The sequence below is a fragment of the Geobacter grbiciae genome (assembly GCF_018531165.1).
Classification (GTDB): domain Bacteria; phylum Desulfobacterota; class Desulfuromonadia; order Geobacterales; family Geobacteraceae; genus Geobacter; species Geobacter metallireducens.
The window spans coordinates 694,708-710,085 of sequence record NZ_JAHDIW010000001.1 but is presented as its reverse complement, the minus strand read 5'-3'; the positions used below and the strand labels follow the sequence as shown (position 1 = coordinate 710,085).

15 protein-coding genes, 1 tRNA gene and 1 pseudogene are annotated in these 15,378 nt (G+C 57.9%); 10 read left to right on the top strand and 7 right to left on the bottom strand.

Going from position 1 to position 15,378, the window contains the following annotated elements:
• Positions 1 to 151 precede the first annotated feature (151 nt).
• The 4 genes from radA (at position 152) to KJB29_RS03185 (ending at position 4,002) form a co-directional block, all read left to right on the top strand.
• The gene (gene radA / locus KJB29_RS03200) at positions 152 to 1,501 is read left to right on the top strand and encodes a DNA repair protein RadA (protein ID WP_215733343.1); all 1,350 of its coding nucleotides are present in this window, start codon (positions 152 to 154) and stop codon (positions 1,499 to 1,501) included.
• 101 nt (positions 1,502 to 1,602) lie between these two features.
• On the top strand, positions 1,603 to 1,959 hold the full coding sequence (gene dksA / locus KJB29_RS03195; protein ID WP_004512716.1) for an RNA polymerase-binding protein DksA: 357 nt from the start codon (positions 1,603 to 1,605) through the stop codon (positions 1,957 to 1,959).
• Positions 1,960 to 2,016: 57 nt separating this feature from the next.
• Positions 2,017 to 3,843: an ATP-binding protein gene (locus KJB29_RS03190; RefSeq protein WP_215733342.1), complete on the top strand. Its 1,827-nt coding sequence runs from the start codon at positions 2,017 to 2,019 to the stop codon at positions 3,841 to 3,843.
• 83 nt (positions 3,844 to 3,926) lie between these two features.
• Positions 3,927 to 4,002, top strand: a tRNA-Ala gene (locus tag KJB29_RS03185).
• 110 nt (positions 4,003 to 4,112) lie between these two features.
• Here KJB29_RS03185 and KJB29_RS03180 read toward each other — a convergent pair.
• Positions 4,113 to 5,369 carry a YbfB/YjiJ family MFS transporter gene (locus KJB29_RS03180; RefSeq protein ID WP_215733341.1) on the bottom strand — a complete coding sequence of 419 codons (1,257 nt, stop codon included), beginning with the start codon at positions 5,367 to 5,369 and terminating at the stop codon, positions 4,113 to 4,115.
• Between the two features lie 273 nt (positions 5,370 to 5,642).
• Between KJB29_RS03180 and KJB29_RS03175 the strand changes: the two genes are divergently transcribed.
• Entirely contained in the window at positions 5,643 to 6,731 is a 1,089-nt protein-coding gene (locus tag KJB29_RS03175) for a PAS domain-containing protein (RefSeq protein ID WP_246560153.1), read from the top strand.
• Between the two features lie 48 nt (positions 6,732 to 6,779).
• Here KJB29_RS03175 and KJB29_RS03170 read toward each other — a convergent pair whose 3' ends face one another.
• The gene (locus KJB29_RS03170) at positions 6,780 to 6,923 is read right to left on the bottom strand and encodes a transposase (RefSeq protein WP_246560146.1); all 144 of its coding nucleotides are present in this window, start codon (positions 6,921 to 6,923) and stop codon (positions 6,780 to 6,782) included.
• Positions 6,924 to 6,959: 36 nt separating this feature from the next.
• Here KJB29_RS03170 and KJB29_RS19215 point away from each other — a divergent pair.
• The 5 genes and pseudogenes from KJB29_RS19215 to KJB29_RS03145 all read left to right on the top strand — a co-directional run.
• Positions 6,960 to 7,130: pseudogene (locus tag KJB29_RS19215) on the top strand (IS5/IS1182 family transposase); the annotation flags it as partial.
• A gap of 251 nt (positions 7,131 to 7,381) precedes the next feature.
• Complete coding sequence (locus KJB29_RS03160) at positions 7,382 to 7,699, top strand: hypothetical protein (RefSeq protein WP_215733338.1); 318 nt, start codon at positions 7,382 to 7,384, stop codon at positions 7,697 to 7,699.
• 94 nt (positions 7,700 to 7,793) lie between these two features.
• The gene (locus KJB29_RS03155; RefSeq protein ID WP_215733337.1) at positions 7,794 to 8,165 is read left to right on the top strand and encodes a response regulator; all 372 of its coding nucleotides are present in this window, start codon (positions 7,794 to 7,796) and stop codon (positions 8,163 to 8,165) included.
• A gap of 51 nt (positions 8,166 to 8,216) precedes the next feature.
• A complete protein-coding gene (locus tag KJB29_RS03150; RefSeq protein WP_215733336.1) occupies positions 8,217 to 8,633 on the top strand; it encodes an SET domain-containing protein-lysine N-methyltransferase in 417 nt (138 codons plus the stop codon).
• A gap of 59 nt (positions 8,634 to 8,692) precedes the next feature.
• Positions 8,693 to 9,673: an HD-GYP domain-containing protein gene (locus tag KJB29_RS03145; RefSeq protein WP_215733335.1), complete on the top strand. Its 981-nt coding sequence runs from the start codon at positions 8,693 to 8,695 to the stop codon at positions 9,671 to 9,673.
• A 41-nt stretch (positions 9,674 to 9,714) separates the two neighbouring features.
• On the opposite strand, the gene KJB29_RS19210 is transcribed toward KJB29_RS03145, so the two are convergent.
• The 5 genes from KJB29_RS19210 to KJB29_RS03115 form a co-directional block, all read right to left on the bottom strand.
• Entirely contained in the window at positions 9,715 to 10,548 is an 834-nt protein-coding gene (locus tag KJB29_RS19210; RefSeq protein WP_246560144.1) for a glycine/sarcosine/betaine reductase selenoprotein B family protein, read from the bottom strand.
• Between the two features lie 40 nt (positions 10,549 to 10,588).
• Positions 10,589 to 11,086, bottom strand: a complete 498-nt coding sequence (locus tag KJB29_RS03130; protein ID WP_215733332.1) for a PCYCGC domain-containing protein — start codon at positions 11,084 to 11,086, stop codon at positions 10,589 to 10,591.
• Positions 11,087 to 11,347: 261 nt separating this feature from the next.
• The gene (locus tag KJB29_RS03125) at positions 11,348 to 12,391 is read right to left on the bottom strand and encodes a DMT family transporter (RefSeq protein ID WP_215733331.1); all 1,044 of its coding nucleotides are present in this window, start codon (positions 12,389 to 12,391) and stop codon (positions 11,348 to 11,350) included.
• A 241-nt stretch (positions 12,392 to 12,632) separates the two neighbouring features.
• Positions 12,633 to 14,012, bottom strand: coding sequence for a nickel-dependent hydrogenase large subunit (locus KJB29_RS03120; protein ID WP_215733330.1), 1,380 nt, complete (start codon positions 14,010 to 14,012; stop codon positions 12,633 to 12,635).
• 33 nt (positions 14,013 to 14,045) lie between these two features.
• Positions 14,046 to 15,182 carry a hydrogenase small subunit gene (locus tag KJB29_RS03115; protein WP_215733329.1) on the bottom strand — a complete coding sequence of 379 codons (1,137 nt, stop codon included), beginning with the start codon at positions 15,180 to 15,182 and terminating at the stop codon, positions 14,046 to 14,048.
• Between the last annotated feature and the right edge of the window lie 196 nt (positions 15,183 to 15,378).

Sequence of the window (15,378 nt, the reverse complement as noted above, 5' to 3'; positions counted from 1 at the left end):
TCGGGACAACGCCCACGCACCTGTCAAAGGGAGCACGCCGGCGACAACTTCCTGACACGGGTTGTCCTGTGGCTCCGTTGACAGACACTCCGAATCGGTTTAGAACTGAGCATTGCGCCACCTCTCGAACCCGTTGCGGAGGATGATCCGTTTGAAAACCATGACATTGTATGTCTGCCAGAACTGCGGATACCAGTCGGCCAAGTGGCTCGGCAAGTGCCCCGACTGCTCCGCCTGGAACAGCCTCGTGGAAGAGGTGCGGGGCAAGGGAAAAGGCCCCTCGGTCCCCCTCTCCGGCGTGGCGCCGGTTCCCATCTGCGACGTGGCGGGGGAGGCGGAAGAACGGCTCCCCTGCGGCATATCCGAGTTCGACCGGGTCCTGGGCGGAGGGTTAGTGGCCGGCTCCGTCATCCTGATCGGCGGCGATCCCGGCATCGGCAAATCAACACTCCTCTTGCAAGTGATGGACCACCTGGCACGCACCACCGGGCCGGTCCTCTACGTTTCGGGCGAAGAGTCGGCCCGCCAGGCGAGGCTCCGCGGGGAGCGGCTCGGCATCCGGGCGAAGGGGCTCCTCATCCTGGCCGAGACTGCCCTCGAGACGGTGCTGGCCCAGATCGGCGCCGTGGCCCCCCGGGCCGTGGTCATCGACTCCATCCAGACCATGTACGCCCCGGGGCTCGAATCAGCCCCCGGAAGCGTGAGCCAGGTGAGGGAGTGCGCCGGGCGTCTCATGGTGGCGGCGAAACGGAGCGCCATCCCCACCTTCATCGTGGGGCACGTCACCAAGGACGGCTCCATCGCCGGCCCCCGGGTCCTGGAGCACATGGTCGACACGGTCCTCTATTTCGAGGGGGACAGGGGACACGCCTTCCGCATCCTGCGGGCGGTCAAGAACCGCTTTGGCTCCACCAACGAGATCGGCGTTTTCGAGATGAAGGAGGGGGGACTCTGCGAGGTCCGCAACCCCTCGGAAATATTCCTCTCGGAGCGCCCCCTGGGGGTATCCGGCTCCGCCGTCGTCACCACCATCGAAGGGAGCCGTCCCCTCCTGGTGGAGCTCCAGGCCCTCGTCACCCCCTCCTCCCTGGGGGTCCCCCGCCGCACTACCCTGGGGGTCGACGCCAACCGCCTCGCGCTTCTCGTGGCTGTCCTCGACAAGAAGGTGGGACTCCACATGGCGGGGCAGGACATTTTCCTGAACGCCGCCGGGGGCGCCCGGGTGAGCGAGCCGGCCGCCGATCTCGGCATGGTGGCCGCCCTTGCCTCCAGCCACCTGGACAAGGTCATCGATCCCCAGACGGTCGTTGTCGGCGAGGTAGGCCTTGCCGGCGAGGTGCGGGCCATAACCCAGCCGGAAACACGGGTACGGGAGGCGGCCAAGCTCGGCTTTACCCGGGCCGTAATCCCCGCCGGCAGCCTCAAGCAGGTGACCGCCGTGGAGGGGATGGAAGTAATCGGGGTCAAATCGGTTGAAGAGGCCCTGGACCGGCTCCTGTGAGCCTCTCCCCATTACCGGCGTCACATACTTTTTACTTTACTTGACCGCACAATCCCTTTATTATCTGTACGATTAAGCGTCATAAAGGGGAGACACGCGGCATGGACAAGGAGAAGCTCGAATATTTCAGATCGATCCTCAACGATGAGATCCGATCGCTCCAGGAAGAGGCGGGAAAAACCGTCTCGGAAATGACCGTCGACTCCACCAGCTTCCCCGACCCCACCGACCGGGCAACCCAGGAGTCAGACCGCAACTTCGAGCTCCGCATCCGGGATCGGGAGCGCAAGCTCATCAACAAGATCCGTGAGGCCCTCGAACGGATCGAGGACGGCAGCTTCGGCACCTGCGAGGTCTGTGGAGAGGATATCAGCGAGGCGCGCCTCAAGGCCCGTCCGGTCACCACCCTCTGCATTGATTGCAAAATGGAACAGGAGCGGAAAGAAAAACACCCGTAATCTTATCCTTTCGTCCCGCTTACTCCCCGTAGCATCTACCCGTGCCCCGGAGTCCGGATGGCTGCTCAGAATCAATTCAAGATAGCCAGCAATGCGATTCGGATAGCCAACTCCACCGAACACCCTCACCATGTCCGACTGAAAGCCTTCGCGCACCTCATTACCGAAGCCTTCCACTGCTCATCGGCAACCATCTACCTGGCCGACGAGAGAGACCACCTGCTCCACCGAAAGATCTCCACTCTCCTCCCCGACGAAATCAGCGATTGCATTATCCCCTTCGGCAAGGGAGTTGCGGGACGATGCGCGGCGCATGCCAGACCAATCTACCGCGGAATCTCGTCATTGCACCCCCACGAGCCCTCCCTGGGCACCGAACACCAAGTACATGCCCACCCCATCATCGACGGAGAGCGACTGCTGGGGGTCCTGACCATCGGCCTCCCCGACACCACCCTTCTCGACGGGGAGGATCTCGAACTTCTGCAGGTCCTCTTGATCGAGGCCGCCGGCATTATCCGCCGCAAGCGCTCCCGCGATGACATGAACAAGCGGCTTGAGGAGTTTTCTTTCCTCTACCGCATCAGCAACGCGATGCTCTCCACCATCAAGCTGAACCGACTCGTGCACCTGATTCTTTCAGCCATCACGTCGGGGACCCCCCCTGTTTTCGACCGTGCCATGCTCTTTCTGGCCAACGAACGGACCGAGATCCTCCAGGGAATGACCGGCATCGCCCGGGTCGGGGGACCTGAACCGCCGGCGGACCTGCCACCCGCCCCCACGCCGGATTCCCTGAACGTATCAGACGAAGAGATTGCCCTCCTACAGCAAACCGAATTTTGCAGACTTGTCAAGGCGACGCGGCTTCCCCTGGACAGCACCCAGAACCACATCTCCAAGGCAGTGCTCGACAGACAACTGGTCCTTGTCCGCGCCCCCCGTCGCGAATCCCCCATTGACCGATCCTTCAACCGGAAGTTCGGCGGTACCCCATTCGCCATCGCCCCACTCATCGCCCACAATCAGGTCATCGGCGCCATCGTCGTCGACAACTGCACCAGCGGACGCTCCATCACCCCCGATGAACTCAATCTGCTGCAACTGTTCACCAACCAGGCGGGAATGGCGGCGGAAAACTCCATCCTCTACAACCGGCTCGAAGAAACCAACCGCAATCTCCACGAGACCCAGGAGCGCCTCCTGCAGGGGGAGAAACTGGCGGCCATCGGCCAGATGGCCGCCGGAATCGCCCACGAGATCAAGAACCCTCTCGTTTCGGTAGGGGGCTTTGCGGGACGGCTGAAAAAGAGATTCCCCGCCGATACCGAGGAATGGCAATACGCGGATCTCATTACCCGTGAAGTCCAGCATCTGGAAACCATGCTGACCGACATCCTCTTCTTCTCGAAGAAGACGACCATCTGCTACAGCCGGTGCAGCATTAACCAGATTATCGAAGACGCCCTCTCGGTGGTCGCTCTCCCCATCGAGGAAAAAGGAATTAAAGTTGAAAAAATCCTGGCATCGCGCCTCCCCTCGGTCCTGGGCGATTACCAGCAGATCCGCCACGTTTTTATCAACCTGTTCAGCAACGCCAATGACGTCATGGAGCCTGGGGGCGTCCTGGAAATCGAGTCCCTCCCCGCCCAGATCGACGGAAGCCGAGCCGTCTCAGTCAAGGTTTCCGACACAGGAGCAGGGATTCTCCTTGAACATATCCATACCCTCTTCAGCCCCTTCTTCACCACGAAGGAAAAAGGGACCGGCCTCGGTCTGGCTATCGCCCACAAGATCATAACGGCCCATGGAGGCACCATCACGGTTAAAAACCGCGAGACCGGAGGAGCTGAATTCACCGTTGTCATCCCGGTATCCCCCTAACTTTGCCCTTTTCAAGAGAATCAGTTTACGGTATAAACACGATGTTGTGTTTGTCTAAACAGGAGCATTTACAATTCAATAACGGGGATGTAGCTCAGCTGGGAGAGCGATGCGTTCGCAACGCATAGGTCGACGGTTCGATCCCGTTCATCTCCACCAATAAAAACAAGGGCTTATACGATAACGTATAGGCCCTTTTCTCTTTCTCTGCGCTGTGTAACCTCTGATACACCCCCTTGGGGGGGGGGGGCGCACGAGAGATTCGGTTGTCACTGGGGGGGAGGAAGCATTATGGCAATAATGGCCGCAATCGCCGTCAGAAGAGACGCCAGCAGATAGGCACTCGTGAACGTTCCCTGTGCTCCGGCTATCAGGCCAGCTGTGGCAGGACCGGTAATCTGTCCGAAAGCAAAAAAAATGGTTGCGATCGCGAAGGCCCTTGCAGCCCTTGTTGGGCCGAAATAATCGCCGACGGTAGCGGTCATGATCGCGGGGATGGCAAAGATCGTTGACCCATACAAGAGAATCGAGACAAGCAATGTTCCACTGCCAAGTTTGAGCCCGGCCAACAGGTAGGCTGCTGTCTGCAGCGAAAAGACCAGCGCCATGCTTCGGTTGCGGCCGACAAAGTCTGAAAGGGTGCCGAAGCCCACGCCGGAGAAGAGGCCGAAGAAGCCCACCCATGACCAGTACAATCCCGCTTTCGCTTCGCTGAAACCGTAGTCACTCACCATCGTGGTAACAATGAAGGTTCCGTAGATCATAAAGGTGGCACCAAAAATCAAATAGAGAAATCCGATGCGCACCAGCAGTCTGCCGTTGCCGCACCCTTCACGGGACGGTACCTGATCAGTGGCGGCATGCGTCGGGCGGCCAACCGGCATAAGTCCAAGCTCGCCCGGGTGATTGCGCAGAAAGCAGGCAGCACAGGCGGCGACTGCCAACGAGATCAGGCCCAGTACAAGCCAGCTGTGCCGCCATCCATCCGCCCCGTACATACGGTTGAGAAAGGGGATCAGAATGCCAACGAAGATGATCCCCGTTCCGTTGCCCATTACGATCAGGCCAGCCGCCCTGCCGCGCTTCTCTCTCTGAAACCAGTTGGTGATCAAGGTCATCATGGGGAGATTTGCAAAACCGCTCCCCATGCCGGTGAGTGCGAACAAAAGAAAAACCATGGTGAAGCTTCGGCCGAAACTTATCCCGAGCATGCAGACGGCTATCAGGGTCAACCCGACTGATACGGCGGTACGAAAACTGAGGCGTTTGAGAAGAAGGGGGCATAAAAGGATGGCCGCCAGATAGCCGATGAAGTTCCCGGTTCCGATAAATCCCATTTTATCGTACCGAAGGCCGAGCCCCTCCCGCATCCCCGGCAGCAAGACGGTGTAGGCAAACCGGGCAAGCCCGATGCCGGTGAAGATAACGAGAACGCCAACGGCAACCACTATCCAGCCATAATGCAACGTGCCGAACAGCACGCGCTTTGTCTGCGGTGGCGCGCATTCCCCTGAAATATCCTGCATTTTAACCCCCAATCACTACGCTGAGTTTTACGGGCCGTGTATGAAAGCACTGATCTTTCATGAACAGAGCATGGAAACAATGTCTTGCATTCAGCATGCCTGCTGAAGCATAATATTTAATTAGTTGCGTAACGCATCGTAAATACGCTGATAAATATTATAAATAAAAATTACGTTGTTTTATGTATGATGTACATTCGACGATACTTCGTCGGAGGGGCGATATTTCGTCGGTGCCTGAGGCGACAATAATCGCATCGTGACAGGATTCGGATGGGAGACAGTATGGGGTTAGCCGCCAAGCCTGCGTCAAGCACTACCGATTTCTTCCTGGGAAAATTCAGCAACCTGGAGCAGTTGTTCGAACAGGCCCAGTTCGGGATATCGATCATTGATCGCGACCTGAGCTACATATACTTCAATAATCAGATGGCAACCATTGCTCACCTGTCAACGGAAGATCACATCGGAAAAACCCTCAGGGAGGCAGATCATCTGGCTGCCTCGACCTTGGAGCCGATTCTGTCCCGCACCATCGCCGAGGATCGTTCCTTTGTTGACCTTGAAATTGTTGTGCCCACGTCGCTTCCGGACAAATCGTCCCAGGAAAGAATCTGGTTGATTTGCTCGTATCCACTCAAGGAGCACGATGGGTCTGTCATGTGCTGCGGGTTGGTGGTCCAGGATATAACCGAGCAAAAAATAAAGGAAAGCGTACAGGTAGAACGCCTCCAAATTGAGGCGTTCCTCTCCAACCTCTCCTCTACGTTCATCAGTTTATCCGTAAGCGAAGTGGACCACTGGATTGAAGAGGGGCTGCAGAAAGTAGTCGATCTCCTGGGATTTGACCGAAGCAGTATCTGGCATCTTTCAGCCAATGACAAAAGCCTGCATATCAGCCATTCTTTTGCCAGGCCGGGCATCAAACCGCCGCCACCCGTTATTGCCGACATGATACCGGACTGGATCAATATGATCCTCAGTGGCACAATTTTCAGAGTTTCCGATATCGACGAGCTGCCTGACAGATTCTGGAAAGAAAAGCAATACTGCAAAGATCAGGGAGGGATAAAATCCATCATGTTTATCCCGGCCAGCGTCGGCGGCACCATCGTCGGCGCCATCACCTTCGTATCCTATCGGGTAAAAAGAGAGTGGCCCGATGAGCTTACCCAGAGACTTCGCCTGTTGTGGGAGATTTTTTCCAATGCCCTGGAACGGAAACGGGCAGATCAGAAAATCCAGAACGCCCTGGCGGAAATACAGCAGCTGAAGGATCGACTGGAAGCGGAAAACGTCTACCTTCGCGATCAGATCGATGTTGAATACAGGCATGAGGAGATTATCGGCAAATCGGGGTAATCCCAACATTTGTACTACCAGGGGCAAAGTGGCAATGAAGGTCAGCCGTCAAGCGCCAGCCGAGAATTTATATCCAGTTCGAAACGTCCATAAGGGATTGATGTGCTGGGTCAAGAGGGGACTCAGTGCCGCGAAGTCTCGGGCTGTTATACGTTCTGACCACTCCGGGTTCTCGAGCACTCGTTGGATCATCAGTGTGTTCACATAAACGAGGCTCGCCCGGAGTAAGTAGAGGACATGCGCAAGATGAAAGTTACTCCCCATGTCGCCAGCAATAAGAATGGAACCGCTGTCGACGGCCACACTACCAGGCACGGCACCTACAAACAGAGCCCGAAAGACCGGAAGAAGATCGAAGAGTTCTTCGGCTGGGCAAAGGTCATCGCCGATTTCCGCAAGCCCACGGATTGTGTGGCCGTCGACCGAAGACTTCCCCCCGAAATTCCCACCCGAAAGCCATTTCTGTCCAATATTTTCTACATAGTGCAGGGGAATATTCTCCATTTACGAATTTGAGAACAGCCGTGTGTTAAAAATTATAAGCAAAAACAGTGTGTTGCATTTTGCTGTTGGTGGCACGGAGATTGATATAACCAAGTCGACAGGGCACGAAAGCTGCCCGTATAAATCACCACAGGGAGAATGGATACATGAGAAAAAAAGCAATTATCGGGATTGCATTGGCGCTGGGCGTTTTTACGGGTGGCACCGTGTTTGCCATGGGGTGCGACAAGTGTGATGGTACCGGCGGATGTAAGGATTCCTCCGCCGTCGAAAAGCTCAAGAGCGAAACCGCCGGCCTAAGAAGCGAGCTGGCGGCGAAAGAGGTCGAACTCAGAACCGAGTACTCTTACAACAGCATCAACACCGCCCGCATCGAAGCCATCGAACGGGAAATCGGCGATATCAAGGCGAAGATCCGCGCTGCCGCGACTAAACTCGGCATTCCCGCCGGTTGCGCGGCATAGGGCGCAAAGGAGATCGACGGGGGAAGCACCGGTCTCCACGTCGGTGTTTCCCGACAGCGAAGGTCCGGCAACTACTATGGTTCAGAGTATGGTCATGGCACATCTCAAAGTTCTTGTTATCGATGACGACCCCAGTTTTTCCGCTGTCGTCATCGCCTTTTTGAGCAAGGGTAACTTCGAGGCAAAAGGGGTCTTGAGCGGCTCGGAAGCCTTCAAGGAGGCGGAGAGCGCACGTTACGATCTCGTCCTTCTCGACCTGAAGCTACCCGATGCCGATGGGATGGGCATTCTGGAGCGCATCAAGGTATGTACCCCTTCGGTGCCCGTCATCATACTGACCGCCGGTGGAGATGTGGAAAGCTATTTGAAAGCCGTAGGGCTCGGCGCCTTCGACTATCTCCAGAAGCCCGTCGAACGCTCGCTTCTGTTGAGCATGGTCGAGCGGGCGCTGCACGAGGCTCAGTAGAGGTGCCCGGTGCCGCCTGCAGCTAATAGTCGAGAGAATTGGTCCGGCTTGATGCGTGCTTCGGAATTCCCGGGTATCATTGACAATATTCAGGATACGGAAATTCAGGACAGCCCCATCCACGGGAATGGGCTGTTTGCCATGAAAGTCATTCCCGAAGGGACAACCTTGACTGTTCTCGACGGACAGCACATTTCCGTCGCTGAATTCAGGCGCTTCAACCTCGATTATGCCGCGGCGCATTGCGAATGGAATGCAGTCGGTTGCGGGGTGCTCTTGGTGAGGCCGTTCAGGACAAAGTACGGTTTCATAAACCATTCCCGAAGGCCGAATCTCAGGCTGGAGCGGGACCCACTGCGAATCGTGGCCGCTACGGAAATCGGGAAAGGGGCCGAGCTGACCCTCGACTACCGAAACGAGCCGCTGCCCGAAGAGTATCTGCTGACGCACGGGGTAAAATACCTCTGACGGTATGCGCGCACAGCCTCGAGAATGGCTGAGTCAGCGCATGAGACTGGGGGCAGTCCGTGAACGACAGAAGAGCAAAGACAGCCATCCTGATCCTCGCGGTGGCGATCGTCACCCTCTTCCACTTCCTGATCCCGACGGCGCCGCACACCTACCACAAGCTCCACATCGTTTTGCGAAAGCTCTATTTTCTGCCGCCGGTCGTTGCAGCTGCGTGGTTCGGGCTGAGGGGGGCAGCTGTGGTCACTGCCCTCATCTCTGTTGCTTTCGTTGCGCACGCATTGCTCGACTGGCCTGGAAACTATATGGAACAGGCCAATCAGCTTGGCGAACTTGTTGGCTTCTGGGTGGTAGGGCTTCTTCCCGGGTGGCTCTTCGATCGCAGGCGGGTTCTCATGGAGAGTCTCGCCCGGGCCAACGAAGAAACCCTCCTCGCCCTCGTGTCGGCCCTTGATATGCGGGAGAAAAACACCCGGCTCCATTCGCAGCGAGTGAGGGAATACACCCTCCTGCTCGCCGCCCGGTTCGGCGTCAAGGAAAAGGAGCGGCGGGTCATCGCGCTCGGCGCGCTCCTCCATGACGTGGGGAAGATCGCGGTGCCCGACCATATCCTGCTCAAGCCCTCAGGGTTGTCGGAGGACGAATGGCGGGAGATGCGCCGGCATCCCGGGGAAGGGTACCGATTGCTGCGCCGGATCGGCTTTCTTGAGGCGGCGGCGGAGATCGTCCATGCCCACCACGAACATTATGACGGAACCGGCTATCCCCGTGGACTCAGGGGTGAGGAAATCCCGCTCGGCGCCCGCCTCTTCATGGTGGCCGACGTCTTCGACGCCCTCACCTCGGAGCGACCCTACCATCGGGCTATGGGGTACGAGGAGGCTGCCCGCGTCATCAGGGGGAAGAGAGGGAGTCACTTTGATCCGGCCGTGGTGACAACATTCGATGCGATTCGCGCCGAAGAGTGGGAGGAGGTCCGAAAGCACTACACAGAGCCAAAGGGAAATGCTCTGGCAGAGTGTCCGCCGGCCATCCTCTGAATGCCCCGGTCTTACTCCATGGGCCGGAGAATCACGGAGGATCAAACGACCGGCCCAAGCTTTCTGAACGCCTCCCAGTCGGGGGAAGCATAAACCTCCCGCCTCCACCGCAGCCCGCTCTCCCTTATGATCCCCGGCCGGTCGGCCTCGAAGAGGAGCCGGAAAGCCATGTAGAGAACGGCAAACTGCTGGTCCCTCTTTCCCGGCTCCCCGAGGGCGTGCCCGAACGGGAAGCGGAGGTAGAGAGCCCGGGGCGGAGGGGTCTTCTCCGTCACCTCCCTCACGATGGAGAGGGAAACGGTGGCGACCCCCGCGGCCTCGATCTCTCTCGCTGCCAGTCCCACGGACCGGTTGCACCCCCCTCAGGCCGGGACGAGGAGGGCGTAGTCCACCTTCGCCTCGGCAAGCCTTCTCGCCACCTCCGGGGCGCTCTTTTTCCGAAGTGTCAGCAGGTGGGGGCCGTCGATGTGCCCCATGAAACTGTAAGCGGTGCCATGGAGCCTTCCGAGAGCGCCCTTTTCAACCATCTCCCTGAGCCTCTCCGCGGGGAAGACGAGATTCAGGTCCCGTTCCGCGTCCCGGTGGTTGTAGTAGTCGTGGGTGATAGTGAGGCTCTCCCTCGGGGCATCGACCGGCACCTCCCGGAAGGTGGGGTCTCCGTTCGGGTCGGTCATGTCGAACGGCTCCTGTGTCGTCAGATGAACCCCTCCGGTGGTCACCAGGGCAACCACCGCCTCACGCAGCGGTTTTCGCGGCTCAGACCATGGTATCTCGCCGCCATGCATCGCAAGCCGCCTCCCCCAGCGCTCGGCAAGGGACGGAAAGGCAGTGAACACCCTGGCAAGGAGCCTGTTCTTCAATCGTGAAAGCCCCATTTCCTTTCACCTCCCCAGTCGAAGACGGCAAGGGCACTTCTTAAGGATACGTGATTCCCTCGGGTATCGGCCTTTCCGGCACGAACCTCTTCTTCATCCCCTCGATTATCTCCTGGTCGGTAGCCCCCAGTTCTGCCCAGAGGAAGGCAAGCATAGCCTCGCCGTAGCAAATGGTGCAGAAAACGGCGTGTTTTTCGAATACCCCCGGCTCGCCGTTCTTGAAAAAACAGTGCAACAGGTTTTTGTGCCCTATCTGCTCGCAGGGGCAGTAACAGTGGATTTTTGCCAGCAACTCCGGCCTCTTTACGGCGATCTTGTAGGCCGCCTCCACCGACTCATTGGTGAAGACATAGTCGGGGAAACGGTGGCCTTCCCACTTCTCATCCGGGTACCTCTTCGTCAAGGCAGCTCGGGCGTATTCGGTCAACTCATCCAGGGACATAACGAATATCCTGTGGAATTCCTTTTCCTGCTCCTTGTCCATGGCGAAGGCAGATACAGAGACGCACACCAGCAAGACGGTGAGAAAGGAAAGCAAGCGCCCAAATAATCTCATAAGCTTACCTCTGCTGATTTCACTAGGTTATTTTTCCTGAGAGAGGGGGTACAAGTTACGGTATTGCTATACATGATATCGCACATTTCACCGATTTCACCGCCTTCCTGGTGCGGTGTGGGCGAGTTAACCAGTAGTCACGCCAGCCAATAACCACGGCTTTGATACCTATGAGAATCCGTTATGATCTAAATACAGGGCTGTGGGTCGTTCTGACAGGGGTGGCAGGAGCCCATGCTAAGGTCAGTGCCGATGCCGATGGTGGATATCCGGCCAGTGCACATGAGCGTGGACGAGTTCCTTGTGAACGTGGAAATGCTGATGGGCGCCCTCCGCTTCCCCTTCGTAGTGGGAGTGCAGGTGGTGCTCGTCGTGGACGTGCGGGTGGTCGTGGGCGAGCGCTTCATGCTCGTGGAGATGGACATGCTCCTCCCGGAAGAGCAGAAACAGCCCGGCGAGCATCAACCCCGCCGCCAGCCAGAATCCCCCTGAAGTTTCCTCCCCCAGCAGCGTGACGGAGAGGAGAGTCCCCACGAACGGTCCCGAAGCGAACCAGGTGGCGGTGCGGGCCGAGCCGATCTGCCGCAGCGCGTGGATGAAGAGGACGAGGCTGGCTCCGTAGGAAAGGGCGCCGATGGTGAGGGAAGCGCCCGCCTGGAATGGGGTCGCCGTTGCGGAAAGGAAGAAAAAGCCGACAAGGATGTTGAACAGTCCCGCAACAAGCCCCTTCGCCGCGGCCAGAACCGTCGCCGGCAACTCTTCCAGCTCCCTCGTCAGGTTGTTGTCGATCCCCCAGAAAAAGCAGGCTCCCAGGACCGCCAGCCCCGGCACCGAAACGGAAAGCGCCGAAGCGTCCCGGACCACGAGAACCACCACGCCGAGCACCACCAAGAGCTTGCTCATCCATACCCTCATCCCCACGTACTCATGAAAGACAAAGGCCGCGAGAACGGTCGTGGCGACAGCCTCGAAATTGAGCAGGAGCGACGTCTGCCCGGCTGTGCAGTACTTGATGCCGTAGGCCAGGAAAAGGGGGGCCAGTATCCCGCCGGAGAGGATGGCCCCGCCCAGGAAAACGAGTTGCCGCGACGAAAGGTCCAGCATGGGGGACAAAAACGGCTGCCGGCGCAGGAAAAGAAAGAACGACAGACCGATCCCGGATCCGAGATAGAGAAGCCCCGCCAGCGTGGCGGCGGACATTTCTCCCACGATGGCCTTGCATGCCACAGGCGAGACACCGAACAGGACGGCCGAAAGTATTGCTGTAACGTTTCCCGAAGTGCTCATGCATGCATGGTAACAGAAGGAGCCGCGCAATACCAAGCTCTCTGCGCATACCCTGCCCATGATCTCGCTCCCCGTCACCGCTTCCCCCGGCCGCCAGGTGCCGCCCAGCGGGAGGAGGTTAGACAGCGATATGGCCAGGCATGGAAGCGTGTTTGTGAATAAATTATGACAACCCCTGAGGCACGCCGGTGCGATCTCTCACACTGATACCGGTGTTGGAGTGCTTGCCGCGGCAAGCCGACTACGGTGGAGGGACTTCGAGTACATGCACTGAGCAGCTGACGCAGGGATCGTACGAGTGGATGATCCTCAGGAGCTCAACGGGCTGTTCCTCCGATTGTATTGATGTCCCGATCAGTGCCCATTCCATGGGGCCGGGATTTCCCTTGTCGTCCCTCGGGGAAGCATTCCAGCAGGTGGGGGTGATTATCTGGTAGCGACTGATCTTGCCCCCATAATACTGCACCCAGTGACCGAGAGCGCCTCGTGGGGCTTCCGTAAGTCCCACCCCATAACCCAGAGGGGGTAACGATATGTCGGTATAGGTGGCTGCGTCTGCTGTCAGCCGGTCGATCCAGAGGGGCAGATATTCGACGAGCATCTTTGTCTCCAATGCCCGTGCCATGATTCTGTCCATGACGGAAACGGAGCCCTTGTAGTAGCCGTTGATGGTCATCCGGGCCAGCGGTCCGGTTTCGTAGGCGTTGTCCTTGTATCGCGGTGCTTTCAGCCAGCTGTATGCTCCTGACTTGCCGAAAAGCGGAACCGTGTCGCCGTCTTTCGGATTCAGGCCGCTGCGGCTCGAATAGTACGCGAATCGCACGAACTCCTTGATCTCGGACAAGCTCAACTGTTGCCTGGAAAAGTTTGTCATAAGCCCTTGCCGGAACAGCGACTTGTTGCCGGGAAGATCGAAGGCGCTGAAGCAGAGCAGATTGCCGTTTCCCTTTCCGACCCTGAAATAGTCGCCGTAGACTTCCGCCAACAGGTAGGTATCCGGCAAGTATTTATTCAGTACGAAATCCCTTACGACGGCAAGGTACCCCTTCAACTGGTCGATCTGTGCCTGGCTGGGGGATTGGGTGACTCCGCCCGGCACGATGCTCATCACGTGAGGAATGCGGCCGGCCAGGATGGCCACCATTTCCTGAGCTTGCCGGCGTATTTTGAGCCCTTCGAGGTAATTGTTGAAGAGGGACGTTGTTTGCGTCGGACTGAAACGCATATCCACGCTGTAGCCGGGCCTCAGCGGCGTCAACTGCGGCGGCGATATGTAATCCGGCAGGTTGAGGTGATAGAAATGGAGAATATGATCGGATATGAAATAGGCTCCCTGGATGATGGCCCTGATTAGCAGGGCCTGGTCGTTGGGCGCAAAACCGGCGATCTGTTCCGCCGCCCTGGTTGCGGTGATGGCGTGGGAGACCGGACAGACGCCGCAGATCCGCTGTGTGATGTGAACCGCATCCCAAGGTTGTCTCCCCTTGAGGATATTTTCGAAGTCTCTGAAGAGATTGCCGGCAATGTACGCTTTTTCGACAGTGTGACCATCGGTTTCAACTTTAGCCTTTAGATGTCCCTCAAGCCTAGTGACCGGGTCTATGGTGATGGTATTTCCCATGGTTGAGTATCCTTTTATGGTGCCGGATATCGGCTATGCGGTTGCTGGTGTGGTGGTGCCGCCAGTGGCGGTACAGTCCGAACAATTCATGAAATTGGGACAATCGGAACAGACGGAGAGATTGGTGCAATCGGAACAAGCTGTTGTTTTGGGGCAGTCTGGGCAGGTGCCCGCATCGGCGCAGTTGCCGCTGCAATCCGTACAGCTCCCGGAACAGCTCGTGCAGGCGGCGCAACAGGTCGTATCGTTAGGTGGACTGGTCGGCTTGTTGCACATCGTGTCACCCTTCGCGTAGAACGGCGATGACGGAAAATCGGGCGACGCACAGCCGATGCAGACGCTGTTTGCCTTGTCGATGCACCAGTTTACCCCGTTGTTCCATTTGAGCCGAGGGCAGGTGAACTCGGTGTGCGGCCCTTTGCAGCCCACGTGTTCATAGCAGCCGAAGACCCCGATCTGGTCGACCATCGGCGTGGGAAGCCTGGGACAGATGTGGTGGACAGAGGTGTCGTAATATCTGGCGGGACGACCGTGGTGGTCGAGCGCCGGCATCCCCGCTGTAATCAATTCCACAATGGTCCCCACCAGCACGACGGGATTAACGGGGCAGGCGGGGATGTTGATGACCGGGTTGCGGGTTTTCCCTGCCATAAGATCGGCGACGCTCCGTATGCCGGTGTATTGTGATGGCTTGACTATCCCGCCGAAGGAGGCACAGGTTCCGACGGCGAGGATGTATCTGGCCTTGGGGCCCAGTTCATTGAGGGCATCGAACATCGTCCAGGGGCGGCCGTCTTTCTCTCCGATGATCGCATAGTTGCCGTTGATGCTGGTTGGCACCCCTCCCTCGACACAAAGGATGAATTCCCCCGCGTGGTCTTCGACGGAGCGGCTCAGCGAGGCGATGGCAAGGTCGCCCGAGAGGGTCGTCAGGTTCTGGTGGTATTCCAGACTGATGGTCTGCGTAAGGACATCGTCTATCTCCGGTGCGGCTGTATTGAGGAGGGAAATGGTGCAGCCGGTGCATACCGCTCCCTGGAGCCAGATCACTGGCGGCCCTCCATCGCCGGCCAGCGCTTGCTCGACCTTCAGCAGATCGAGGGGGGTCAGGCCGAGCGCAACGGCTGCGGCCGAGGCTAATCTGAGAAAATCCCGCCTGCTTATATGCATCGCCATCTCCTCATCATTCTGTTCATTCAGCCAATGGGGCTCCCCGTTGGACGCAAGTCAAGGGCCCTCCTCCAGCCGATAGATGACGCTGGCAATGCAGATTCTAGGCCAATTAAAAGTATAATTAATTTGAATGGTTGCGGGTGAGGTGCTGGGCAGGTTGTGGGTAATTTCCCTCAAAAAGGCTCTGGAGAAG

Coding starts and splice junctions, on each gene's coding strand:
- dksA (WP_004512716.1), top strand. CDS start 1,603: ATGGACAAGGAGAAGCTCGAATATTTCAGATCGATCCTCAACGATGAG.
- KJB29_RS03190 (WP_215733342.1), top strand. CDS start 2,017: ATGGCTGCTCAGAATCAATTCAAGATAGCCAGCAATGCGATTCGGATA.
- KJB29_RS03180 (WP_215733341.1), bottom strand. CDS start 5,369: ATGCAGGATATTTCAGGGGAATGCGCGCCACCGCAGACAAAGCGCGTG.
- KJB29_RS03175 (WP_246560153.1), top strand. CDS start 5,643: ATGGGAGACAGTATGGGGTTAGCCGCCAAGCCTGCGTCAAGCACTACC.
- KJB29_RS03170 (WP_246560146.1), bottom strand. CDS start 6,923: ATGATCCAACGAGTGCTCGAGAACCCGGAGTGGTCAGAACGTATAACA.
- KJB29_RS03160 (WP_215733338.1), top strand. CDS start 7,382: ATGAGAAAAAAAGCAATTATCGGGATTGCATTGGCGCTGGGCGTTTTT.
- KJB29_RS03155 (WP_215733337.1), top strand. CDS start 7,794: ATGGCACATCTCAAAGTTCTTGTTATCGATGACGACCCCAGTTTTTCC.
- KJB29_RS03150 (WP_215733336.1), top strand. CDS start 8,217: ATGCGTGCTTCGGAATTCCCGGGTATCATTGACAATATTCAGGATACG.
- KJB29_RS03125 (WP_215733331.1), bottom strand. CDS start 12,391: ATGAGCACTTCGGGAAACGTTACAGCAATACTTTCGGCCGTCCTGTTC.
- KJB29_RS03120 (WP_215733330.1), bottom strand. CDS start 14,012: ATGGGAAATACCATCACCATAGACCCGGTCACTAGGCTTGAGGGACAT.
- KJB29_RS03115 (WP_215733329.1), bottom strand. CDS start 15,182: ATGCATATAAGCAGGCGGGATTTTCTCAGATTAGCCTCGGCCGCAGCC.